This is a genomic window from Pseudoalteromonas sp. FUC4, from assembly GCF_008370255.1.
In the GTDB taxonomy this organism is placed as follows: domain Bacteria; phylum Pseudomonadota; class Gammaproteobacteria; order Enterobacterales; family Alteromonadaceae; genus Pseudoalteromonas.
Window position 1 is genome coordinate 131,173 of sequence record NZ_SEUI01000003.1, and the last position, 18,812, is coordinate 149,984.

18 protein-coding genes and 1 tRNA gene are annotated in these 18,812 nt (G+C 39.1%); 15 read left to right on the forward strand and 4 right to left on the reverse strand.

All coding sequences use genetic code 11. The annotated features are described in order from the left end of the window. Positions 1-10 precede the first annotated feature (10 nt). The 3 genes from EU510_RS10040 to gorA form a co-directional block, all read right to left on the reverse strand. Entirely contained in the window at positions 11-847 is an 837-nt protein-coding gene (locus EU510_RS10040; protein ID WP_149593389.1) for a mechanosensitive ion channel family protein, read from the reverse strand. A 103-nt stretch (positions 848-950) separates the two neighbouring features. Next, positions 951-1,583 carry a hypothetical protein gene (locus tag EU510_RS10045; RefSeq protein ID WP_149593390.1) on the reverse strand — a complete coding sequence of 211 codons (633 nt, stop codon included), beginning with the start codon at positions 1,581-1,583 and terminating at the stop codon, positions 951-953. 254 nt (positions 1,584-1,837) lie between these two features. Further along, the gene (gene gorA, locus EU510_RS10050; protein ID WP_149593391.1) at positions 1,838-3,199 is read right to left on the reverse strand and encodes a glutathione-disulfide reductase; all 1,362 of its coding nucleotides are present in this window, start codon (positions 3,197-3,199) and stop codon (positions 1,838-1,840) included. A 78-nt stretch (positions 3,200-3,277) separates the two neighbouring features. On the opposite strand from gorA, the gene EU510_RS10055 reads away from it, so the two are divergent. The 13 genes from EU510_RS10055 to EU510_RS10115 all read left to right on the forward strand — a co-directional run bounded on the left by EU510_RS10055 (position 3,278) and on the right by EU510_RS10115 (position 15,828). Then, entirely contained in the window at positions 3,278-3,433 is a 156-nt protein-coding gene (locus EU510_RS10055; RefSeq protein WP_262501218.1) for a DUF2461 family protein, read from the forward strand. Between the two features lie 63 nt (positions 3,434-3,496). Then, positions 3,497-5,536, forward strand: coding sequence for an oligopeptidase A (gene prlC, locus EU510_RS10060; protein ID WP_149593392.1), 2,040 nt, complete (start codon positions 3,497-3,499; stop codon positions 5,534-5,536). Positions 5,537-5,676: 140 nt separating this feature from the next. Continuing rightward, positions 5,677-6,855, forward strand: coding sequence for a response regulator transcription factor (locus tag EU510_RS10065; RefSeq protein WP_149593393.1), 1,179 nt, complete (start codon positions 5,677-5,679; stop codon positions 6,853-6,855). Positions 6,856-6,912: 57 nt separating this feature from the next. Further along, the gene (locus tag EU510_RS10070; protein ID WP_149593394.1) at positions 6,913-7,668 is read left to right on the forward strand and encodes a class I SAM-dependent methyltransferase; all 756 of its coding nucleotides are present in this window, start codon (positions 6,913-6,915) and stop codon (positions 7,666-7,668) included. A gap of 157 nt (positions 7,669-7,825) precedes the next feature. After that, positions 7,826-8,551: a tRNA (cytosine(32)/uridine(32)-2'-O)-methyltransferase TrmJ gene (gene trmJ, locus EU510_RS10075; protein WP_149593395.1), complete on the forward strand. Its 726-nt coding sequence runs from the start codon at positions 7,826-7,828 to the stop codon at positions 8,549-8,551. Between the two features lie 237 nt (positions 8,552-8,788). Further along, positions 8,789-9,280, forward strand: a complete 492-nt coding sequence (gene iscR, locus EU510_RS10080; RefSeq protein ID WP_002958424.1) for a Fe-S cluster assembly transcriptional regulator IscR — start codon at positions 8,789-8,791, stop codon at positions 9,278-9,280. Between the two features lie 24 nt (positions 9,281-9,304). Further along, positions 9,305-10,522, forward strand: a complete 1,218-nt coding sequence (locus tag EU510_RS10085) for an IscS subfamily cysteine desulfurase (protein WP_002958425.1) — start codon at positions 9,305-9,307, stop codon at positions 10,520-10,522. Positions 10,523-10,563: 41 nt separating this feature from the next. Next, positions 10,564-10,947, forward strand: coding sequence for a Fe-S cluster assembly scaffold IscU (iscU, locus tag EU510_RS10090; protein WP_055016627.1), 384 nt, complete (start codon positions 10,564-10,566; stop codon positions 10,945-10,947). A gap of 12 nt (positions 10,948-10,959) precedes the next feature. Beyond that, positions 10,960-11,283: an iron-sulfur cluster assembly protein IscA gene (gene iscA / locus EU510_RS10095; RefSeq protein ID WP_002958427.1), complete on the forward strand. Its 324-nt coding sequence runs from the start codon at positions 10,960-10,962 to the stop codon at positions 11,281-11,283. 82 nt (positions 11,284-11,365) lie between these two features. Beyond that, positions 11,366-11,893, forward strand: a complete 528-nt coding sequence (gene hscB, locus EU510_RS10100) for a co-chaperone HscB (RefSeq protein WP_149593396.1) — start codon at positions 11,366-11,368, stop codon at positions 11,891-11,893. Positions 11,894-11,934: 41 nt separating this feature from the next. Beyond that, entirely contained in the window at positions 11,935-13,797 is a 1,863-nt protein-coding gene (gene hscA, locus EU510_RS10105; protein ID WP_149593397.1) for a Fe-S protein assembly chaperone HscA, read from the forward strand. An 11-nt stretch (positions 13,798-13,808) separates the two neighbouring features. Then, a complete protein-coding gene (gene fdx / locus EU510_RS10110; RefSeq protein WP_002958430.1) occupies positions 13,809-14,147 on the forward strand; it encodes an ISC system 2Fe-2S type ferredoxin in 339 nt (112 codons plus the stop codon). A gap of 253 nt (positions 14,148-14,400) precedes the next feature. After that, on the forward strand, positions 14,401-15,828 hold the full coding sequence (locus EU510_RS10115) for an NAD-dependent succinate-semialdehyde dehydrogenase (protein WP_149593398.1): 1,428 nt from the start codon (positions 14,401-14,403) through the stop codon (positions 15,826-15,828). Between the two features lie 770 nt (positions 15,829-16,598). On the opposite strand, the gene EU510_RS10120 is transcribed toward EU510_RS10115, so the two are convergent. Next, positions 16,599-16,674 (reverse strand) — tRNA-His (locus tag EU510_RS10120). Positions 16,675-16,959: 285 nt separating this feature from the next. Here EU510_RS10120 and EU510_RS10125 point away from each other — a divergent pair. Then, entirely contained in the window at positions 16,960-17,778 is an 819-nt protein-coding gene (locus EU510_RS10125; protein ID WP_149593399.1) for a mechanosensitive ion channel family protein, read from the forward strand. Positions 17,779-17,964: 186 nt separating this feature from the next. Continuing rightward, positions 17,965-18,753 (forward strand): YdiY family protein, encoded by a 789-nt coding sequence (locus EU510_RS10130; protein ID WP_149593400.1) that lies wholly within the window; start codon positions 17,965-17,967, stop codon positions 18,751-18,753. The last annotated feature ends 59 nt before the right edge of the window (positions 18,754-18,812 follow it).

Consider the following 18,812-nt stretch of genomic DNA (forward strand, 5'->3'; position numbering starts at 1 on the left):
AAGGTGAGGTTTATACTTCTCCTTCATCCTCTTTATTTTTTTCAGCCTCTTTGTACCATAACGCAAAAAAGCACTCTGTTAATTTATGCTCTATTTCAAGCGCTTTTTCTGTAGGGCAAAATAGCGTAAAGCTTGCTTTAAACTCACCTAGCTCTGTTGTACCAAAGTGAATTACCGGTTCTGGGCCAGATATTTTTGCATCGAGTTTGCGCTCAATCATCGAATTATAACGGCTAGCTACTTCTTGAAACTCTTCGCAGTACAGTTTAGCTTGCTCAGTGAGTGTGTCGTGAATAGGGTAAGGGTTAAGGCTCTCTCTTCGGACAATAATAAAATGATGCGTAACAAAGCGTTTTACAAAGTTTAAGTTTTTAATAGAGCTGGTAATCAGCTTATTATTAGGTATGTATATCGTTTTTCTAGAAAATTGATAAGTATGTATATCAATTTCATGCATGGTTGTTTTTATCCAATCCGTTTCAGCTACTTCACCAAAGTAATCACCTACTTGTATCCAATCACCGACTCTAAACGGGCGAGTTGTTACGAGATAAAAAAAGCCTATTACACACTGAATAAACTCACGCGTTGCAAGCACAATGGCCACAGCAAAAGCAGCAATAGAAAGTGCAAAGTTTTGAATTTCAGTAGACCACACAAATAGCAGCGATATTATCATTACAAAATTAATAAAGTGCTTAATATTGTGTGCGATGTAACGAATGTCTTTTTCTTTTTTTTCTGCGCGACTTTTAGCTAGCTTATCAACAAGCACTTTCAGTACAAAAGCAATTGTGATCATTACAATTGAAAGAAGAAACGGATGCAGCAATATATCTTTAGTCATAGTATCCAATTAAACGCGAGTGATAAAAACAGGCTCAGTATATTGATTTATTAAACCAATTAGCAAATTTAGTGAAAAAATAACCAATAAAAATGGAGCGACGCTATTGAGTTACTTCATCAGTGCAATGGTTGTGATTTTTAGCCATTCTTTTTCGGCATATGAGTACAAGCTCAATGGCTGAAATAAAAATCAAAGTATAGCCAAGCGTTTCTATACCCTCTTCAACAATGTTTTTTACTGCACGTACATAATCATCACCCATTACTGAATGCCAAAATGCGCCTTTGCCCATCATTCGCGAAAATGCGAGTAAAGTAACCATGCCTGATAGGCAAATGCCATAACTGGGAGTGAGGCTATAGGCTTTTAAAGAGTTAAAAATACTTCCTCTGTTCGTTATTAAATAAACAAACACGCCAGCTAAAATTGAATAGACAATACTTTGCCAAGCGCCATCAAAAAAGTATAAGTCGAGGTAGGTATCAAACTCTCTTACAAACATCATTGCCGATAACGCAGCTAGTAATACAGCCGGTATTTTAAGTTGAAGATTAATTCGCGAAGCATAAAAAAATAAAATACAGCTTAAAAAAGTTAAAACATCTTGCATATGTTCAGTGAGCGTTTCTTCACTGTAGAGTGCATCCTGTTTTAACTCAAAGCCTTCAAGTTGAATTAAATAAGCAACACCCGCTAAGCATAATAAATAAATAAAAGATCGCAGTAAAAACATAAATAACCAAGAGAAACTATAAATGCGCGGATTCTAATCGTTAAAATGCTTTAAAGCCAAAACAAAATTTAAACTTTTAATGTTTTTATCTGTCTAATGACCTTCGTGTTAAAAATAAGGCCTATAAATTTAATTTAATGTTTAATAAAGGTTTTTGATGTAACGTTGGCTGTGAACAATATAATAAATATTAAAAAAGCCCTTACTGTTTACTTAGCAAGGGCTTTTATAATTGAGCTCTTAGAGTTTAAAGCCTAGCGCATCGTTACAAATTCTTCCGAGCCAGTCGGGTGAAGAGCTACAACGGCATCAAAATCAGCTTTAGTAGCGCCCATTTTCATGGCAACTGCAAAACCTTGAATCATTTCATCAACCGCAAAACCAATACCATGTAGGCCAACTACTTTTTCGTCTGGGCCGGCACATACAAGCTTCATTTTACAAGGCTGGCGATGCTTAGTCACCGCTGTGTACATAGCCGTAAAACCAGATTGGTAAATCTTAACGTTTTCTTCGCCATACTGAGAAATTGCTTCTTGCTCAGTAAGACCAATAGTACCAATTGGTGGGTGACTAAATACAACAGTAGGAACTAGGCTGTAATCCATTTTTAAATCATCAGGTAGTTCTTTATTAAATAAACGCTCTGATAAAGTACGCCCTGCTTTAACTGCTACAGGCGTAAGTTCAATACCGTTTTCGATAATATCACCAACAGCATAAACGTTTTTAGCTGTGGTATTTTGAAACTCATCAACTTTAACAAAACCATCGCTGTTAACTTCTACGCCGGCAGCGGCTACATTAATTGCGTCTGTTGTTGGCTGGCGGCCAATTGCCCAAATTACTTGGTCAACATTATGAGTTTTGCCGTTATCTAAATGTAGCGTTACAGAGCCGTCATCTTCTTTTACCAATTTATGAGGTACAGATTCTGTATGAAGAGTAGGGCCTTCAGCAGCCATAACATCAACAAGTGTTTCAACTATGTATGGGTCAAAGTTACGAAGTGGAGAATGCTTACGTACAAATAAATGTGTCTCAGTACCTAAACCATGTAATACACCAGCAAGTTCTACAGCTATGTAGCCCGCGCCTATTACTGCAACGCGTTTAGGTTGCTCTTTTAATTCAAAAAAGCCATTTGAATCGATACCGTGTTCAGCACCTTCAATATGCGGAATGCTTGGGCGACCACCTACTGCAATTAATATGTGGTCGGCTGTGTAGTGCTCGCCGTTTACTTCAACTGTTTTATTATCTACAAATTTTGCAAAACCTTTAATTACAGTAACGCCATTGCTAGCAAGGCCACTGTCGTAACCTTTATGAATTCGGCCTATGTAGGCTTCACGGCTTTCTACTAACTTGCTCCAATCAAAGTCTTTAACTTCAACATTAAAGCCGTAATCTGGGGCATATAAATTAATTGCTTCAGCAACCTGAGCACCGTGCCACATTACTTTTTTAGGTACGCAGCCTACGTTTACACACGTGCCGCCCATGTGTTTTGCTTCTATAAGTGCTACTTTAGCGCCACGCATTGCCGCTCTATTTGCAGAGGCAATACCACCACTGCCACCACCGATTGCAATATAATCAAAGTGTTGTGTCATTTTATGTCCTTAGGCGTTGAGTTTTATGCGTATTAGCATAACATTAAGTTTTAAAAATAAAGAGTGTTTAGGTGACCTATGTTTAGTAAAAAAACATTCGAATTTCTTGCTCAGCTTGATAAAAACAATAATAGAGACTGGTTTAACGACCATAAATCACAGTTTGAGGAATACGTAAGAGAGCCCGCTTTAGATTTCATTAGGCAAAGTAAGCGCCATTTACCGATTAGATAAGAGTTGTTTTTTTACTTTTAGACCCAATTTAAAACGTAATGCATTAACGCAAAGAGAGTATTTATGAGCAACCCATTAATTGGCCTTGAAGGCTTACCACCATTTTCAAAAATAAAGCCTGAGTACGTAGTACCAGCATTAAAAGACGGTATCGAGCTTTGTCGTAAAGCCATTGATGACGTGTTAGCTAAAGGCTCGTATACGTGGGATGACTTAGTATTACCCCTTGAAGAAGCTGACGATAAATTATCACGCATGTTCTCCCCTGTATCGCATTTAAATTCAGTAATGAATAACGACGAATTACGCGAAGCTTACGAGCAGTGCTTACCGTTAATATCTGAATATTCAACATTCATAGGTCAGCACCAAGGTTTATACAACGCGTATAATACGCTTTATAACAGTGACGAATTTAAAACGCTGACTACAGCACAGCAAAAAACAATTACTAATGCGCTACGTGATTTTAAATTATCGGGTATTGCATTATCAGCAGAAGATCAAAAACGCTACGGTGAGATTAGCGCGCGTTTATCAGAACTTGCCTCAAAATTTGGCAACAACGTAATGGATGCCACACTTGCTTGGCACAAACATATTACTGATAAAAGCGACTTAGCTGGCTTGCCAGAATCGGCTCTTGCACTTGCAGCCGATACGGCAAAAAGTAAAGAGTTAGACGGTTGGGTATTTACACTTGATTTCCCATCGTATTTACCAATTATGACTTATGCAGATAACCGCGAATTACGCAGAGAAACTTACACCGCGTTTTCTACGCGCGCATCAGATCAAGGCCCTAACGCCGGTGAATTTGATAACTCTGACATCATGAGTGAGGAGCTTGCGCTTCGCCATGAACTTGCACAATTACTAGGATTCAACAGCTACGCTGAAAAGTCACTGGCAACTAAAATGGCCGAAACACCGGCGCAAGTATTCTCGTTTTTAGAAGACCTAGCGGCTAAATCAAAACCACAAGCAGAGCAAGAGGTGGCAGAGTTAAAAGCCTATGCTGAGCAAAAACATGGTATTTCTGAATTACAGGCATGGGATTTTGGTTACTACAGCGAAAAACTTAAGCAAGAAAAGTACGCTATTTCAGATGAAGTACTGCGTCCTTACTTCCCAGCAAATAAAGTATTAAGTGGCTTATTTGAAACCGTTAACCGCTTATTTGGTATTAGCGTAAAAGAAGTTACTGACTTTGATACTTATCACAAAGATGTACGTTTTTTTGAAATTGTAGATAGTAGCAATACTCTACGCGGACGTTTTTATCTCGATTTATATGCACGCGACCGTAAACGCGGTGGAGCGTGGATGGACGACTGTATGGGTCGTAAAGTACGTGCTAACGGCGAACTACAAACTCCAGTGGCTTATTTAGTGTGTAACTTTAATAAAGCGGTTGGCGATAAACCGGCATTGTTTACTCATGACGAAGTAACTACGTTATTTCATGAGTTTGGTCATGGTATTCACCATATGCTTACACAAGTTGATGCTGCCCCTGTTGCGGGCATTAATGGTGTAGCGTGGGATGCGGTAGAGCTTCCTAGTCAGTTTTTAGAAAACTGGTGTTATGAAGAAGAAGCTCTGAGCTTTATTTCAGGTCATTATGAAACGGGCGAGCCGTTACCTAAAGAGCTACTTGATAAGCTACTAGCGGCTAAAAACTATAACTCAGGCATGCAAATGCTACGTCAGATTGAGTTCTCATTATTCGACTTTAAAATCCACAATGATTATAAAGCGGGTGAAGAGTGTCAAATTCAAGCAGTACTAAACGACGTGCGCAGCCGTACCTCAGTCGTTAATCCACCTGATTTTAACCGTTTTCAGCATGGCTTTAGCCACATTTTTGCAGGCGGTTACAGCGCTGGTTATTACTCATATAAATGGGCTGAAGTTCTCTCTGCTGATGCTTATTCTAAATTTGAAGAAGAAGGTATTTTTAACCCACAAACCGGACAAGCCTTCATGCAAAATATTTTAGAAAAAGGCGGCAGTGAAGAGCCAATGGAATTATTTAAAAAGTTCCGTGGTCGTGAGCCTAATGTTGACGCGTTACTACGCCACAGCGGTATTGCAGCTTAAAAAGCTAATATTTAGCACAAACCAAATTAAAGCGCCTAAATGGCGCTTTTTTATTATTTGTAAATTATTATCTAATAATTTTTAGTAATTTCATCCTACCGTACTATGCTTTTAGCACACCTATTAAAATGGATTAAGGCATGGCAAAGTTGGTATTGGCAATTGATGACGACAAGTATGTTCATCATATAATTGAAGAGTCTTTAGCAGGGTTTTGTAAAATAATTCATGCAAAAGATGGCGATGAAGGATTAAGGCTAACCAATAAATACAACCCAGATATTATTTTACTCGATATTGAAATGCCAGGTATGTCAGGTTATGACGTATGTAAAACGATAAAGCAGAGTCAAAATACTCAAGATATTCCCGTTATGTTTCTCTCATCTAAAATAGAGCTAAGCGATCGTGTAAAAGGTTATAGCGTTGGCGCATCCGATTACATTACAAAACCTTTTAATGCAGAAGAGTTAATAGCGCGAATAAAGGTACTTTACGAATATAGGCAAAAATGCACAAAACTAAAACTGGATATAGTAAAAGCGAATAAAACAGCAGAAATAGCAATGACAGAGTCGGGCGATATGGGGCGTATAATGCGCTACGTTGGGCAAAGTTATCACGCTAATAACTTTCAATCGTTGAGTGAACACTTTTTTACCTTTTTTGCGCCTTTAAATTTAGATGTTGTGGTGGTGTTTTGGTATCAAGGAAAAGGTGTTTTTTATAGTCAGCAAAGCGGTGTGTGCCCGTTAGAGCAAGAGCTGCTTGAGCAACACAGACAAGCTCAACGATTTGTTGATATTGGTAGTAGTACTATTATTAATTACCCCAAAGTATCCCTTTTGATAAAAAATATGCCGGTTGATAATGATGCTTTGTACGGGCGCTACAAAGATCTGTTCCCGCATATACTAGAAGTAACCAACGAGAAGGTTGTTACCATGGAAAGAAGCGAAAGCAGTTATGAGCAGGCAGCTCAAATAAGTACAGCCCTTCAAGATATTGTTAAGCAGTTAACTACTCAAAATGTAGAGCAAAACAAAAGTACTAAAGTATTTATAGAGCAGTTACATGAACTTGACTGCGCTGTTAAGCAACAGCAAACACAGGCAAATTCTGCAGATCTCACCTTATATATATCTCAATTAGATCAAACAATGCAGTTATTTGTATCGGCTAATAGCGATTTAGCCTTTATCAAATATCAGCTTAAACAAGTTGCCGAAAGCCGCAATGAACTTATATCTAATTTACGCACTAAATCAGAAGCCGCAAAAGTTAATACGAATCATCACAGTGATATAGAGCTATTTTAGTGCTTTAAAGTAAAGCGGTTGATATACTACAGGCGTATTTTATCGTCGGAGTTTATTGTGGTTATTCAGTGTGCTTTTAAAGAGTTACGTCCTTATTTAAATGAATTAGAAACACGCTTTGGTTTAGCCCAATGGGCGCAAAATTGCAGTGGCTTTAGCTTACATTACGATGATAAAGGGTTAAGCCTATTTAAAACCGACGAGCCTAAACTAGGTGCAATTAATGTTGATTTTGTAACCGGTGCTGCCGCCCATAGGCGCAAGTTTGGTGGTGGTAAAGGGCAAGCTATTGCCAAAGCGGTTGGCTTAAACAAAGGTGCAACGCCTGTTGTACTTGATGCTACCGCAGGCTTAGGGCGAGACGGCTTTGTACTTGCCTCGCTAGGGTGTAAAGTCATATTACATGAACGTCATCCGGTTGTTGCAGCCCTTTTATACGATGGTTTAAAACGAGCCTACAGCGATATTGAAATCGGTGTGTGGATGAAAGAAAACATGAGCCTAATATTTGGTTCAAGCCACACTCTACTTGAGCAATGTGAAAGTATGCCTGATGTTGTTTATTTAGATCCTATGTTCCCGCATCGTGAAAAATCAGCATTAGTTAAAAAAGAAATGCGCGTGTTTCAAGAGCTAGTTGGTGCAGATAACGATGCTGACGACTTACTTGATTTTGCCTATCCACTGGCCAGTAAGCGTGTCGTTGTAAAACGCCCTGATTACGCCCCTTTCTTAAATGAAAAAACCCCAAGTATGCAGATTAAAACCAAAAAGAACCGTTTTGATGTTTATGTAAAAGCGGCAATGGTTTAAGCAACAAAACAAATTGGTGGCGTATCCCTAGAATTTCCCCATGTAAGAATCGTTATATTGGGTTTGATCATAGGATCTAGCCTTTTGAATCTAGGATCTTATTACATTTTCATGTTAGAATTTGCGCAATTTTTTGGCATAGCAAAGTAGCACAGTAATGATCTTAGATGATATTCGCATTGTTTTAGTTAACACGTCACATTCGGGCAATATTGGTTCGGCGGCTCGCGCCATGAAAACCATGGGTTTATCAAAACTTTATTTAGTTGATCCTGCTTGTGAAATAGATAGCCAAGCAAGTGCATTAGCTGCAGGCGCAACTGATATTTTAGGCAATGCAGTTATTGTAGGTACTGTTGAAGAAGCTATCGCTGACTGTACATTAACAATTGGCACAAGTGCGCGTTCTCGTACGCTTTCGTGGCCAATGGTTGAACCACGTGAATGTGGTGAAAAGCTTGTTGCTGAAGCCGTAAATGGTCCTGTAGCGCTAGTATTTGGTCGTGAAAACAGTGGTTTAACTAATGAAGAATTACAACTTTGTAATTACCATGTATGTATTCCTGCTAATCCAGAGTACAGCTCGCTTAATTTAGCTATGGCCGTACAAACACTTAGTTACGAAACACGTATGGCGTTTTTAAATCAACAACCTAAAAAGGTTGAAGAAGACGATGCTGTTTACCCAAGCTCAAAGCAAACAGAGCTGTTTTATGATCACCTTGAAGAGACGCTTTTCAAAACCGGTTTTATCATTAAGCAACACCCTGGTTTAGTTATGACTAAATTGCGCCGTTTGTTTAACCGAGCTCACCCTGAAGAGGCCGAAATGAATATTTTACGCGGTATTCTCACTTCAATTAATAAGTCTATCCCTAAGTAACTTAGGTATAGCTATTAGTTATAAAAACCAATAGGTAAATAACCAGCTAATACTTGACTAAAATACTCAGGTAATTACAATGGCTGTAATACTTGACCAAAGAGGTCAAGTATTGAAAGTTTGTTAACTCTACTATTTAAAAAGTAAGAGTTTATAAATCAAATTTTTATCAAGTGATAATACTTGACTAATTTACTCTGGTAATTAAAATTTGCACTCTTTTGTGCAGGGGGCGTTATGAAGTTAACATCAAAAGGCAGATATGCCGTTACAGCTATGCTGGATGTTGCACTACACACAGGTGTAGGTCCTGTAGCCCTTGCTGATATTTCACAAAGACAAGAAATTTCTTTGTCTTACCTTGAACAATTATTTGCTCGTTTACGTAAAAATGGCCTAGTAAGTTCTGTTCGTGGACCTGGTGGTGGTTATTTACTAGGGCGTGAAGCGGGCGTTATCTCTGTTGGCGATATTATTAGCGCCGTAGACGAATCGGTCGATGCAACACGTTGCCAAGGTGCCGATACCGGCTGTCAGAGTGGTATGCGTTGTTTAACACATAATTTGTGGTCAGACTTAAGCGCACGCATAGAAGAATTTTTGAATAATATTACCCTTGCTGAATTGGTGGAAAAATCAGATGTGAAAGAAATAGCATCTCGCCAAGATAACAGTATCAATAATGCAATTAAGCAGTTGGAAAACATTCAAGTAAGCTGTCAACTTTAAGGTTGACCTGCAGCGGAGAGAGAAATGAAGTTACCGATTTATTTAGATTACGCAGCGACCACGCCTGTTGATGAACGTGTTGCTAAAGAAATGATGCAGTGCCTGACAATGGACGGTAAGTTTGGTAATCCTGCGTCACGCTCACACCGTTTTGGTTGGCAAGCAGAAGAAGCTGTTGACCAAGCGCGTACAGATATTGCTGATTTAATTAATGCAGACCCACGTGAAATTGTTTTCACATCGGGTGCAACAGAATCAAATAACCTTGCTATTAAAGGTGCAGCACAGTTTTACAAGAAAAAAGGTAAGCACGTTATTACCGCTAAAACTGAGCATAAAGCTGTAATCGACACATGTCGTGAGCTTGAGCGCCAAGGTTTTGAAGTAACTTACATGGACGTTGAAGAAAACGGCCTACTTGATTTACAAAAACTTGCCGACACAATGCGTGACGACACAGTACTTGTAAGCATCATGCACGTTAATAACGAGCTAGGTGTAATTCAAGATATCGCGACTATTGGCGAAATGTGTCGCGAACGTAAAATTATGTTCCACGTAGATGCAGCGCAAAGCGCGGGCAAAGTATTAATCGACGTGCAACAGCTTAAAGTTGATTTTATGTCGTTCTCTGCACATAAAGTGTATGGCCCTAAAGGTGTTGGTGCACTTTACGTTCGTCGTAAACCACGTGCTCGCCTTGAAGCGCAAATGCACGGTGGCGGACATGAACGCGGCATGCGCTCTGGTACACTAGCAACTCACCAATTAGTGGGTATGGGTACTGCGTTTAAAATTGCTAAGCAAGATTTCGAAAAAGATCACGCACACATCAGCGCCTTACGTAATCGTTTAATTGACGGCATTATGGCTGATATGGACGAAGTATACTTTAACGGCACACAAGACCAATCAGTACCTGGCATTGTAAATATCAGCTTTAACTTTGTTGAAGGTGAGTCGTTACTTATGGCAGTAAAAGACATTGCAGTATCGTCAGGTTCAGCCTGTACATCTGCAAGCTTAGAGCCTTCTTATGTATTACGTGCACTTGGCCGTAACGACGAATTAGCACATAGCTCAATTCGTTTTAGTATTGGTCGCTTTACTACCGAAGAAGAGATTGATTACACCGTCGAATTAATGAAAAACTCTATCGGTCGCCTACGTGAGATGTCTCCACTTTGGGAGATGCATCAAGAAGGTATTGATTTAGATTCAGTTGAATGGGCTCACCACTAATAGTGTGAGCACATACCCTAGCAGGTAATGAGGATAGAATAATGGCTTATAGTGATAAAGTAATCGACCACGTAGAAAACCCACGTAATGTAGGTGTTTTAGATAAAAATGATCCGTCAGTGGCAACGGGTATGGTAGGCGCACCAGCATGTGGTGACGTAATGAAATTGCAAATCAAAGTATCGTCTGAAGGCGTTATTGAAGATGCAAAATTCAAAACATACGGTTGTGGTAGTGCAATTGCTTCTTCTTCACTTGTAACAGAGTGGGTTAAAGGCAAAACGCTAGACGAAGCAGCGACCATTAAAAACACTGATATCAGTGCAGAGCTTGAGTTGCCACCAGTGAAAATTCACTGTTCAATTTTAGCCGAAGACGCAATTCAAGCAGCAATTGCAGACTACAAAAGCAAACAAGCGAAGTAAGAAGAGAAACTCATGGCAGTGACATTGACAGATGCGGCAGCAAACCGCGTACAATCATTTTTAGCAAACCGCGGTAAAGGTTTAGGCCTGCGCGTTGGCATTAAAACGACGGGCTGTTCAGGTCTTGCTTATGTACTTGAGTTTGTTGACGATTTAAACGAAGACGATGAAACTTTTGCGGCTAAAGGCGTCACATTAATTGTTGACGCTAAAAGCTTAGTTTACATCGACGGCACAGAGCTCGACTACACTAAAGAAGGCTTAAATGAAGGGTTTAAATTTAATAACCCGAATCAAGCAGATGAGTGTGGTTGTGGCGAAAGCTTTACCGTTTAAGCTTTAAATATCTTTGTAGTATAAATAAGCCCTGCCAGTAAATGTAGGGCTTTGTTATTTCTGAATATTATTGGTTGAAGTTATGCGTTACTTTGAATTATTTGCAGTCCCCGTTGATTACAATATTGATTTAGCAACGGTTAACAAGCACTACTTGGAATTACAGCGTACTGTACATCCCGATCGCCACGCTAATGCGAGCAGCCGCGATAAGTTAATGGCTGTGCAAAGCACCGCCGAAATTAACGATGCGCTACAAACATTAAAGCACCCAGTAAAACGTGCCGAATATATGTTGAGCGAGCTAGGCGTTGATATTCGTGCAGAGCAGCAAACCTTGCAAGATCCAATGTTTTTAATGCAGCAAATGGAACTTCGCGAAGAGCTTGAAGAGCTAACATCAGCTAGCGATCCTGATACCGCCATTGCAAATTTTGAAAAACAAATTAAGCAATTAAACACGCAATACAGTGCACAACTTGCTGAGCAATTAGCAAGTAACGATGAGCAGCAATATCAACTTGCCGCGGATAATATTCGTAAACTGAAGTTTGTTTATAAGTTACGTGAAGAACTAGAACGTATTGAAGACAGTTTATTTGACGATTAATTACTTGCTGCAAAGCGAGCAACACGAGTTTAAAGAGCATTATGGCATTATTGCAAATTGCTGAGCCGGGGCAAAGCGCGGCACCACATGAACATAAACTAGCGATAGGTATTGATCTTGGTACAACCAATTCATTAGTTGCAACAGTGCAAAGTGGCGAAGCCCGCACGTTAACTGATGATCTTGGCGCGGCTATGTTACCGTCGGTTGTTCGTTATCAAGCTGGCGGTATTACTGTTGGCGCAGAGGCTGCACAAGCAGCAACGCAAGACCCTGCTAACACACTTATTTCGGTTAAGCGTTTTTTAGGTAAAACTCAGGCTGAAATAGAGCAAAGTTATGGTCAGCTACCGTATGAATTTTGTGAGCACGATGGTGCACTAGCAATAGAAACTGCGGCAGGTAAAATTAGTCCAATTAAAGCATCAAGCCATATTTTAGCTGCATTAAAAGCGCGAGCTGAGCAAAGTTTTGGCAACCAAGAAATTTTAGGGGCTGTAATCACAGTACCTGCGTACTTTGATGACGCTCAGCGCCAAAGTACTAAAGATGCCGCAGAACTTGCAGGTATTAACGTACTACGTTTATTAAATGAGCCAACAGCAGCAGCGGTTGCTTATGGTTTAGATTCAGGTCAAGAAGGTATTATTGCTGTTTACGATTTAGGCGGTGGTACGTTCGATATATCAGTACTTAGATTACACCAAGGTGTGTTTGAAGTAATGGCAACGGGCGGCGACTCAAGCCTTGGCGGCGATGACTTTGACTCACTACTTGTTGATTACTTTAAGCAGCAAACAGGTGTGTCAGCATTATCACCTTCAGTTTTACGTTTATTCATCAATAAAGCAAAAGCGTGTAAAGAAGCATTAAGCCAATACGCTAAAGTAAACGTAGGTCTTGAGTTTGACGATCAAAAATATACCGTTGAAGTAACGCGCGAAACGTTTGATGAAATGGCTATGCCATTAATTAAAAAGACGCTGCGCTCGTGTCGCCGTGCTGTAAAAGATGCAGGCATTGAAAACGAAGAAGTGCTGCAAGTTATTATGGTAGGCGGTTCAACCCGTATGCCACTGGTACGTAGCCAAGTACAAAGCTTTTTTGATAAAGAGCCGCTAACTTCAATCGATCCTGATCGTGTTGTAGCCTTGGGTGCTGCACTTCAAGCCGACGTATTAATTGGCAATAAGCCCGATTCTGACATGCTGTTGCTTGATGTATTACCGTTATCGCTAGGCCTTGAAACGATGGGCGGTTTGGTTGAAAAAATCATTCCGCGCAATACAACGATTCCGGTAGCACGCGCACAAGAATTTACGACGTTTAAAGACGGTCAAACAGCCATGTCATTACATGTGCTACAAGGTGAGCGTGAGCTTGTTGATGATTGTCGATCGCTTGCTAAGTTTAGCTTAAAAGGTATTCCACCAATGGCGGCAGGCGCTGCACATATTCGTGTAACCTTTAAAGTTGATGCTGATGGTCTATTAAGTGTTTCAGCTATGGAAAAATCAACAGGTGTACAAGCTGAAATTCAGGTTAAGCCTTCGTTTGGTTTATCTGATGACCAAGTAGCTAACATGCTAAAAGAGTCGATGAGCAATGCTAAAGGCGACATGCAAGCACGTATGCTTAAAGAGCAACAAGTAGAAGCGTTGCGTGTTATAGAAGCGCTTAATGCATCACTTGAAGCCGATGGTGCATTACTTGATGATATGCAACTAGCTAACTTACGCGCTGAAATTGCAGAACTGGTAAAAGTGCGCGAAAATGCACAAGAGCCTGGCGAAATTAAAGCAGCTATCGAAAAAGTCGATAATGCGAGTAGCGACTTTGCATCGCGTAGAATGGATGCATCAATTAAAAAGGCCCTTACAGGGCAGTCAGTAGACAACATTTAAGAGAGATTAGAATGCCACAAATTGTTTTTCTTCCACATCCTGAATTATGTCCTGACGGCGCTGCAATTGAAGCTCCTACAGGTCAAACGGTACTCGACGCTGCGCTTAAAAATGGTATTAGCATTGCGCATGCTTGTGAAAAATCGTGTGCATGTACTACGTGTCATTTAGTAATTCGTGAAGGATTTGACTCACTTGAAGAGAGTGATGAGCTAGAAGACGACATGCTAGATAAAGCATGGGGCTTAGAGCCTGAGTCACGCCTTGGTTGCCAAGCAATTATAAGAGATGAAGACCTAGTGGTTGAAATACCTAAGTACAATCTCAATATCGTTAATGAAGAGCATTAGTTTTTAACGATATACTTTTAAAAGCCGCTGTTTGATACAGCGGCTTTTTTGTTTGTGAATTGTAGGCGTGACGAGCAAAGCTCGTAAGTTATTTTGTAGGCAAGCAAAGCTTGCTGGCGTTATGTGTTTTAACTCTAGGTTATAAATATAGAAGCTGCGCTTCTCACGTAAGCAAAGATCCTAAAATGTTAGCCTTGGCTCTATGCCACGCATTAAAAGCTAACACCTTAAAACGTAATTTTGGAGGTTTATTTTGAGTAATCTTATTTTTTCTGACTCATTTATTAACGGCGAATTTTATAAAACTGATACGCGCTTTAGCGTTAACGATCCCGCTACCGAAAAAAGTATTGTTGAAGTAAGCGATATTGACGAGCAGGGTGTAAATAGCGCAATAACCGCGGCTCAAGGGGCTTTTGTTAAGTTAAAAACGACAAATGCCACTGAGCGAAGCGAAACGTTGATGCGCTGGTATGACCTAGTTATAAAGCACAAGCAAACACTTGCAGAGCTAATGACCAAAGAGCAAGGTAAACCACTCAAAGAATCCCTTGGTGAGATTGATTACGGTGCAGGTTTTATCAAATGGTTTGCAGAAGAAGCAAAGCGTAGTTACGGAGATGTTATTCCGCCAACAGATGACTCGCATCGTTTAACTAGCTTTAAGCAGCCTGTCGGTGTTGTAGCTGGTATTACGCCGTGGAACTTTCCTGTTGCTATGGTTACTCGAAAAGTAGCTCCAGCCTACGCCGCGGGCTGTAGCTTTGTACTTAAACCTTCTGAACATACGCCACTATGCGCTATCGCACTTGCTCATCTAGCCGACCAAGCTGGTTTTGTTAAAGGTGCATTTAATGTATTGGTTTCTCAAGATGCCAAAACAGTAGGTAAAATGCTGACTGACTCAGAAGTCGTGCGTAAGTTTACATTTACCGGTTCTACCGGTGTAGGTAAGCAGTTGTTATCGCAATGTGCAGACACAATTAAACGCACCTCGATGGAACTTGGCGGTAATGCACCTTTTATTATTTTTGATAATGCCGATTTAGATGAAGCTGTTGAAGGGCTAATGGCGGCTAAATTTAGAAATAGTGGGCAGGCATGTGTTGCTGCAAACCGTATTTTTATACAACGTAATATTCTCGATAAAGTACTGTCAAAAATCACGCCTAAGGTTGCAGCATTAAAAGTGGCAAATGGTTTTGAAGACGATGTTGATATTGGTCCGCTTATTTACCCTAAAGCCAAAGAAAAAGTACAACAGTTAGTACAAGATGCACTCGATAAAGGCGCGACGCTGATTGGCGATAATAGTGACTTAGGTGGCAGCTTTCAAAATCCATTAATAGTAAACAATGTAACCACAGAAATGGATATTTACCACGAAGAGGTATTTGGTCCAGTGTTAACGGTTATTCCTTTTGATGAAGAAAGTGAAGTGCTTGCACTTGCTAACGATGTACCATTTGGTCTAGCGGCTTATTTTTACAGCCAAAACATTAAACAAGTCTACCGAATTAGTGAAGGGCTTGAATTTGGTATGGTGGGCGTAAATGAAGGTGTTATATCAAATCCAGTAGCGCCATTTGGTGGTGTTAAGCAATCAGGCTTAGGGCGCGAAGGTGGGCACCAGGGTCTGGATGAATACCTAGAAGAAAAATATGTGTGTATTAAAATATAACGGCAGTTAAGTATACGAGCGCGAATTTACTTCGCGCTTTTTTATGACGCTAATATGGCAGATATATGAACTTTACCTTTTACTGTTGCTACCCAAAGCGCTAAATGCTACCTTTGGGAACATATTTTTTGTTAATAAAACAACATAAAAAAACAAATAAAAAGTAAAAGTATTTCTATAAGTAGAAATAACCCCGTGTGTAAATGCCACCTTATTTAAGGTGGCATTTTTTATAATCTATTATAAATCATATGCGAAGGTTTACCTCGCGCAAATAAAACATAAGCTCAAACATAAAAGCGCGGCATAAAGCCCCGCCCACAAATAAAACGCTGGTCTTATCGTATTACTTCGTAAAGGCTCAACTTGTGGGCACTCACGATTGTAGCTTTGTTCATAGGGCTAATTAAGAAAAAAGTAAAAAAGTTTAAAGCAACTTCTATAGAGCTTAATATAGCGAATTCGATCTTGGGATCATCAAGACTAGAGCTTGTTTAGAATGGGTTTGAACTACGCAATTTTTATTTTAGAAGGCTTTGGCTTATGCGCTAACATAGCAATGTAATTGATATAAAATGAAGTGTAGAGGCTCTTATTAATTTTAATGGATATAGAGTATACGGAAACAAATAATTTATTCTGAACAAAGGGTATAAAAGTATTTAAAGGAAGTTTAAATCGCTAAAGAATTACTAGAAAGAAGTAAAATATTAAGAAGTTTGCTAGGTATGTTTTTTGAAAATATTAAAATAATATTTTTTAAGAAAAAGTGGGGCGATTGACGGGGCTTGAACCCGCGACAACCGGAATCACAATCCGGGGCTCTACCAACTGAGCTACAACCGCCACTACACACACCTTGTTTGGTGTGGCGCGCATAATACATAAAATATTAAATGTTGTGAAGCCCAAAAGTGAAATAAATTAAAATAATTTTAACTATGCAAATGTAATCAGCGTTGGGCAATTAATATTTATCCATACCAAGCTGTATATTTGGCACAGAATCACATCTAAAAAATCGAATTAAGTTATGCTTAATAGTATTAATTCATTATTTCATGAGAATAAATTGTAAATTAATGTATAATAATGTCCGAAAACGCTTAATAAAAAACATTTGGAGTAAATATGGATTCAGTACTTAATTGGCTTAACGATAACTCAGGCCTAATCTTACACTACGGTATACAAGCTGCTATTGCGCTTGTTATCTTTTTAATTGGTAGTCGTGTTGCTAAGTTTTGTTCTAACTTAACCGAAAAAGGTTTTGCTAAGAAGAAAGTAGATAAGGCAGTTGGATCTTTTGTTGCTAGTATCGTGTTTACTCTTGTGTTCGCAGTAACCATTTTAATGGCGCTTTCGCAAATTGGCATTGAAACAACGTCATTCATTGCTATTTTAGGTGCTGCAGGCTTAGCTGTTGGTTTAGCATTACAAGGTTCATTATCTAACTTTGCGTCAGGCGTACTTATTATTTTACTGCGCCCATTCAAGTCTGGTGACTTTGTTGAAGCAGGTAATAAAATGGGTACTGTTAAAAAAATCGAAATTTTCTCAACTGAACTACGTACTCCTGATAACAAAGTAATCATCGTACCTAACTCTCAAATAATGTCAGGTGCTATTACAAACTTCTCGCGAGAGTCTACTCGTCGTATCGACTTAGTTATTGGTGTTGGTTATGATGCTGATTTACGTCAAGCTAAAGAAGTATTGAAGTCTGTATTAGATGCAGAAACACGCATACTTAAAGATCCAGCTTATACTGTAGCTGTAAATGAGTTAGGTGATTCTAGCGTAAACTTTGTTGTTCGCCCTTGGGTTAACGCTGCTGATTACTGGCCAACATACTGGTCTCTAATGGAAAACATTAAAATTGCATTAGACGAAGCTAATATTAATATCCCGTTTCCACAAATGGATGTTCATTTTCACAAGCAAGACTAATTTTAAATACCTATTTAATTAAAGCTCGTCTTAATTGTTGCAGTAGTAAAGCAACTCAAAAATATAAAATTTTCATGTGGAATTTTCTGCATGAAAATTTTAATGTAATTAATGAGTTGTTTTGCTTGCTCTAACAAGTAGCGGTTTAATAAAATAGATACACATTTATACAAAGGTTATTTTTTAATGAAATTAAAGCTTTTATCAATTTTAGTTGCAGCCTCTGCTGCAACTAACGCATTTGCTGCAGACTTAGACACAGAACAAAAAACGTGGGAAGTTACCAGTGAGCTTGGTGCTATTGTCACTAGTGGTAATACAGAAACGACCACGCTTAAAGGTGGTATTAAAGTTCAGCACAATCTTGAAAACTGGAACAATGAATACAAGCTAGATGGCATCTATAAAGAAGATGAAGTTGAAGATGCTAACGGTGACAAAAACAAACAGCGTACAAATGAAAAGTACTCTATTTCTGCGCAAGGTAATTATAAATTAAATGAAGATCATTCTCATTTATTCATTTATGGTTCACATGTTTCAGATTATTTTGGAGCGTATAGAAGTGAGTCAGTAGTTTCTGCTGGTTACGGTTTACGTTTACTAAACGAAAAAACCATGTGGCTAAGTGCTGAAGTCGGTCCTGGTTATAAATACTTTGAATACCCAGATGACAGCTCTGAAATTGATGACAACGGTAATTCATTAGCTGGTGAATTTGAAGGTGAAGTAATTGCCTTAGGTAAATTAGATTACAACTGGCAAATTTCTGAGAATGCACGTTTTACTCAATTAGTCGCTGTTGAATATGGTGATACAAACACTAAAACTCGTTCAGAAACTGCATTACTTGCAAAAATAAACGGATCGCTACAAATGAAAGTTGCTTTTAATGTTACCAACAACTCAGACGTTGCTGACGACAAAGAAAGCACTGACACTGAAACGTCATTCACGTTGGTTTATAGTTTTTAACCAATGTAGTTAAGTTAATTACACTAAAGTGACAAAAGGGACGAAAGTCCCTTTTTTAT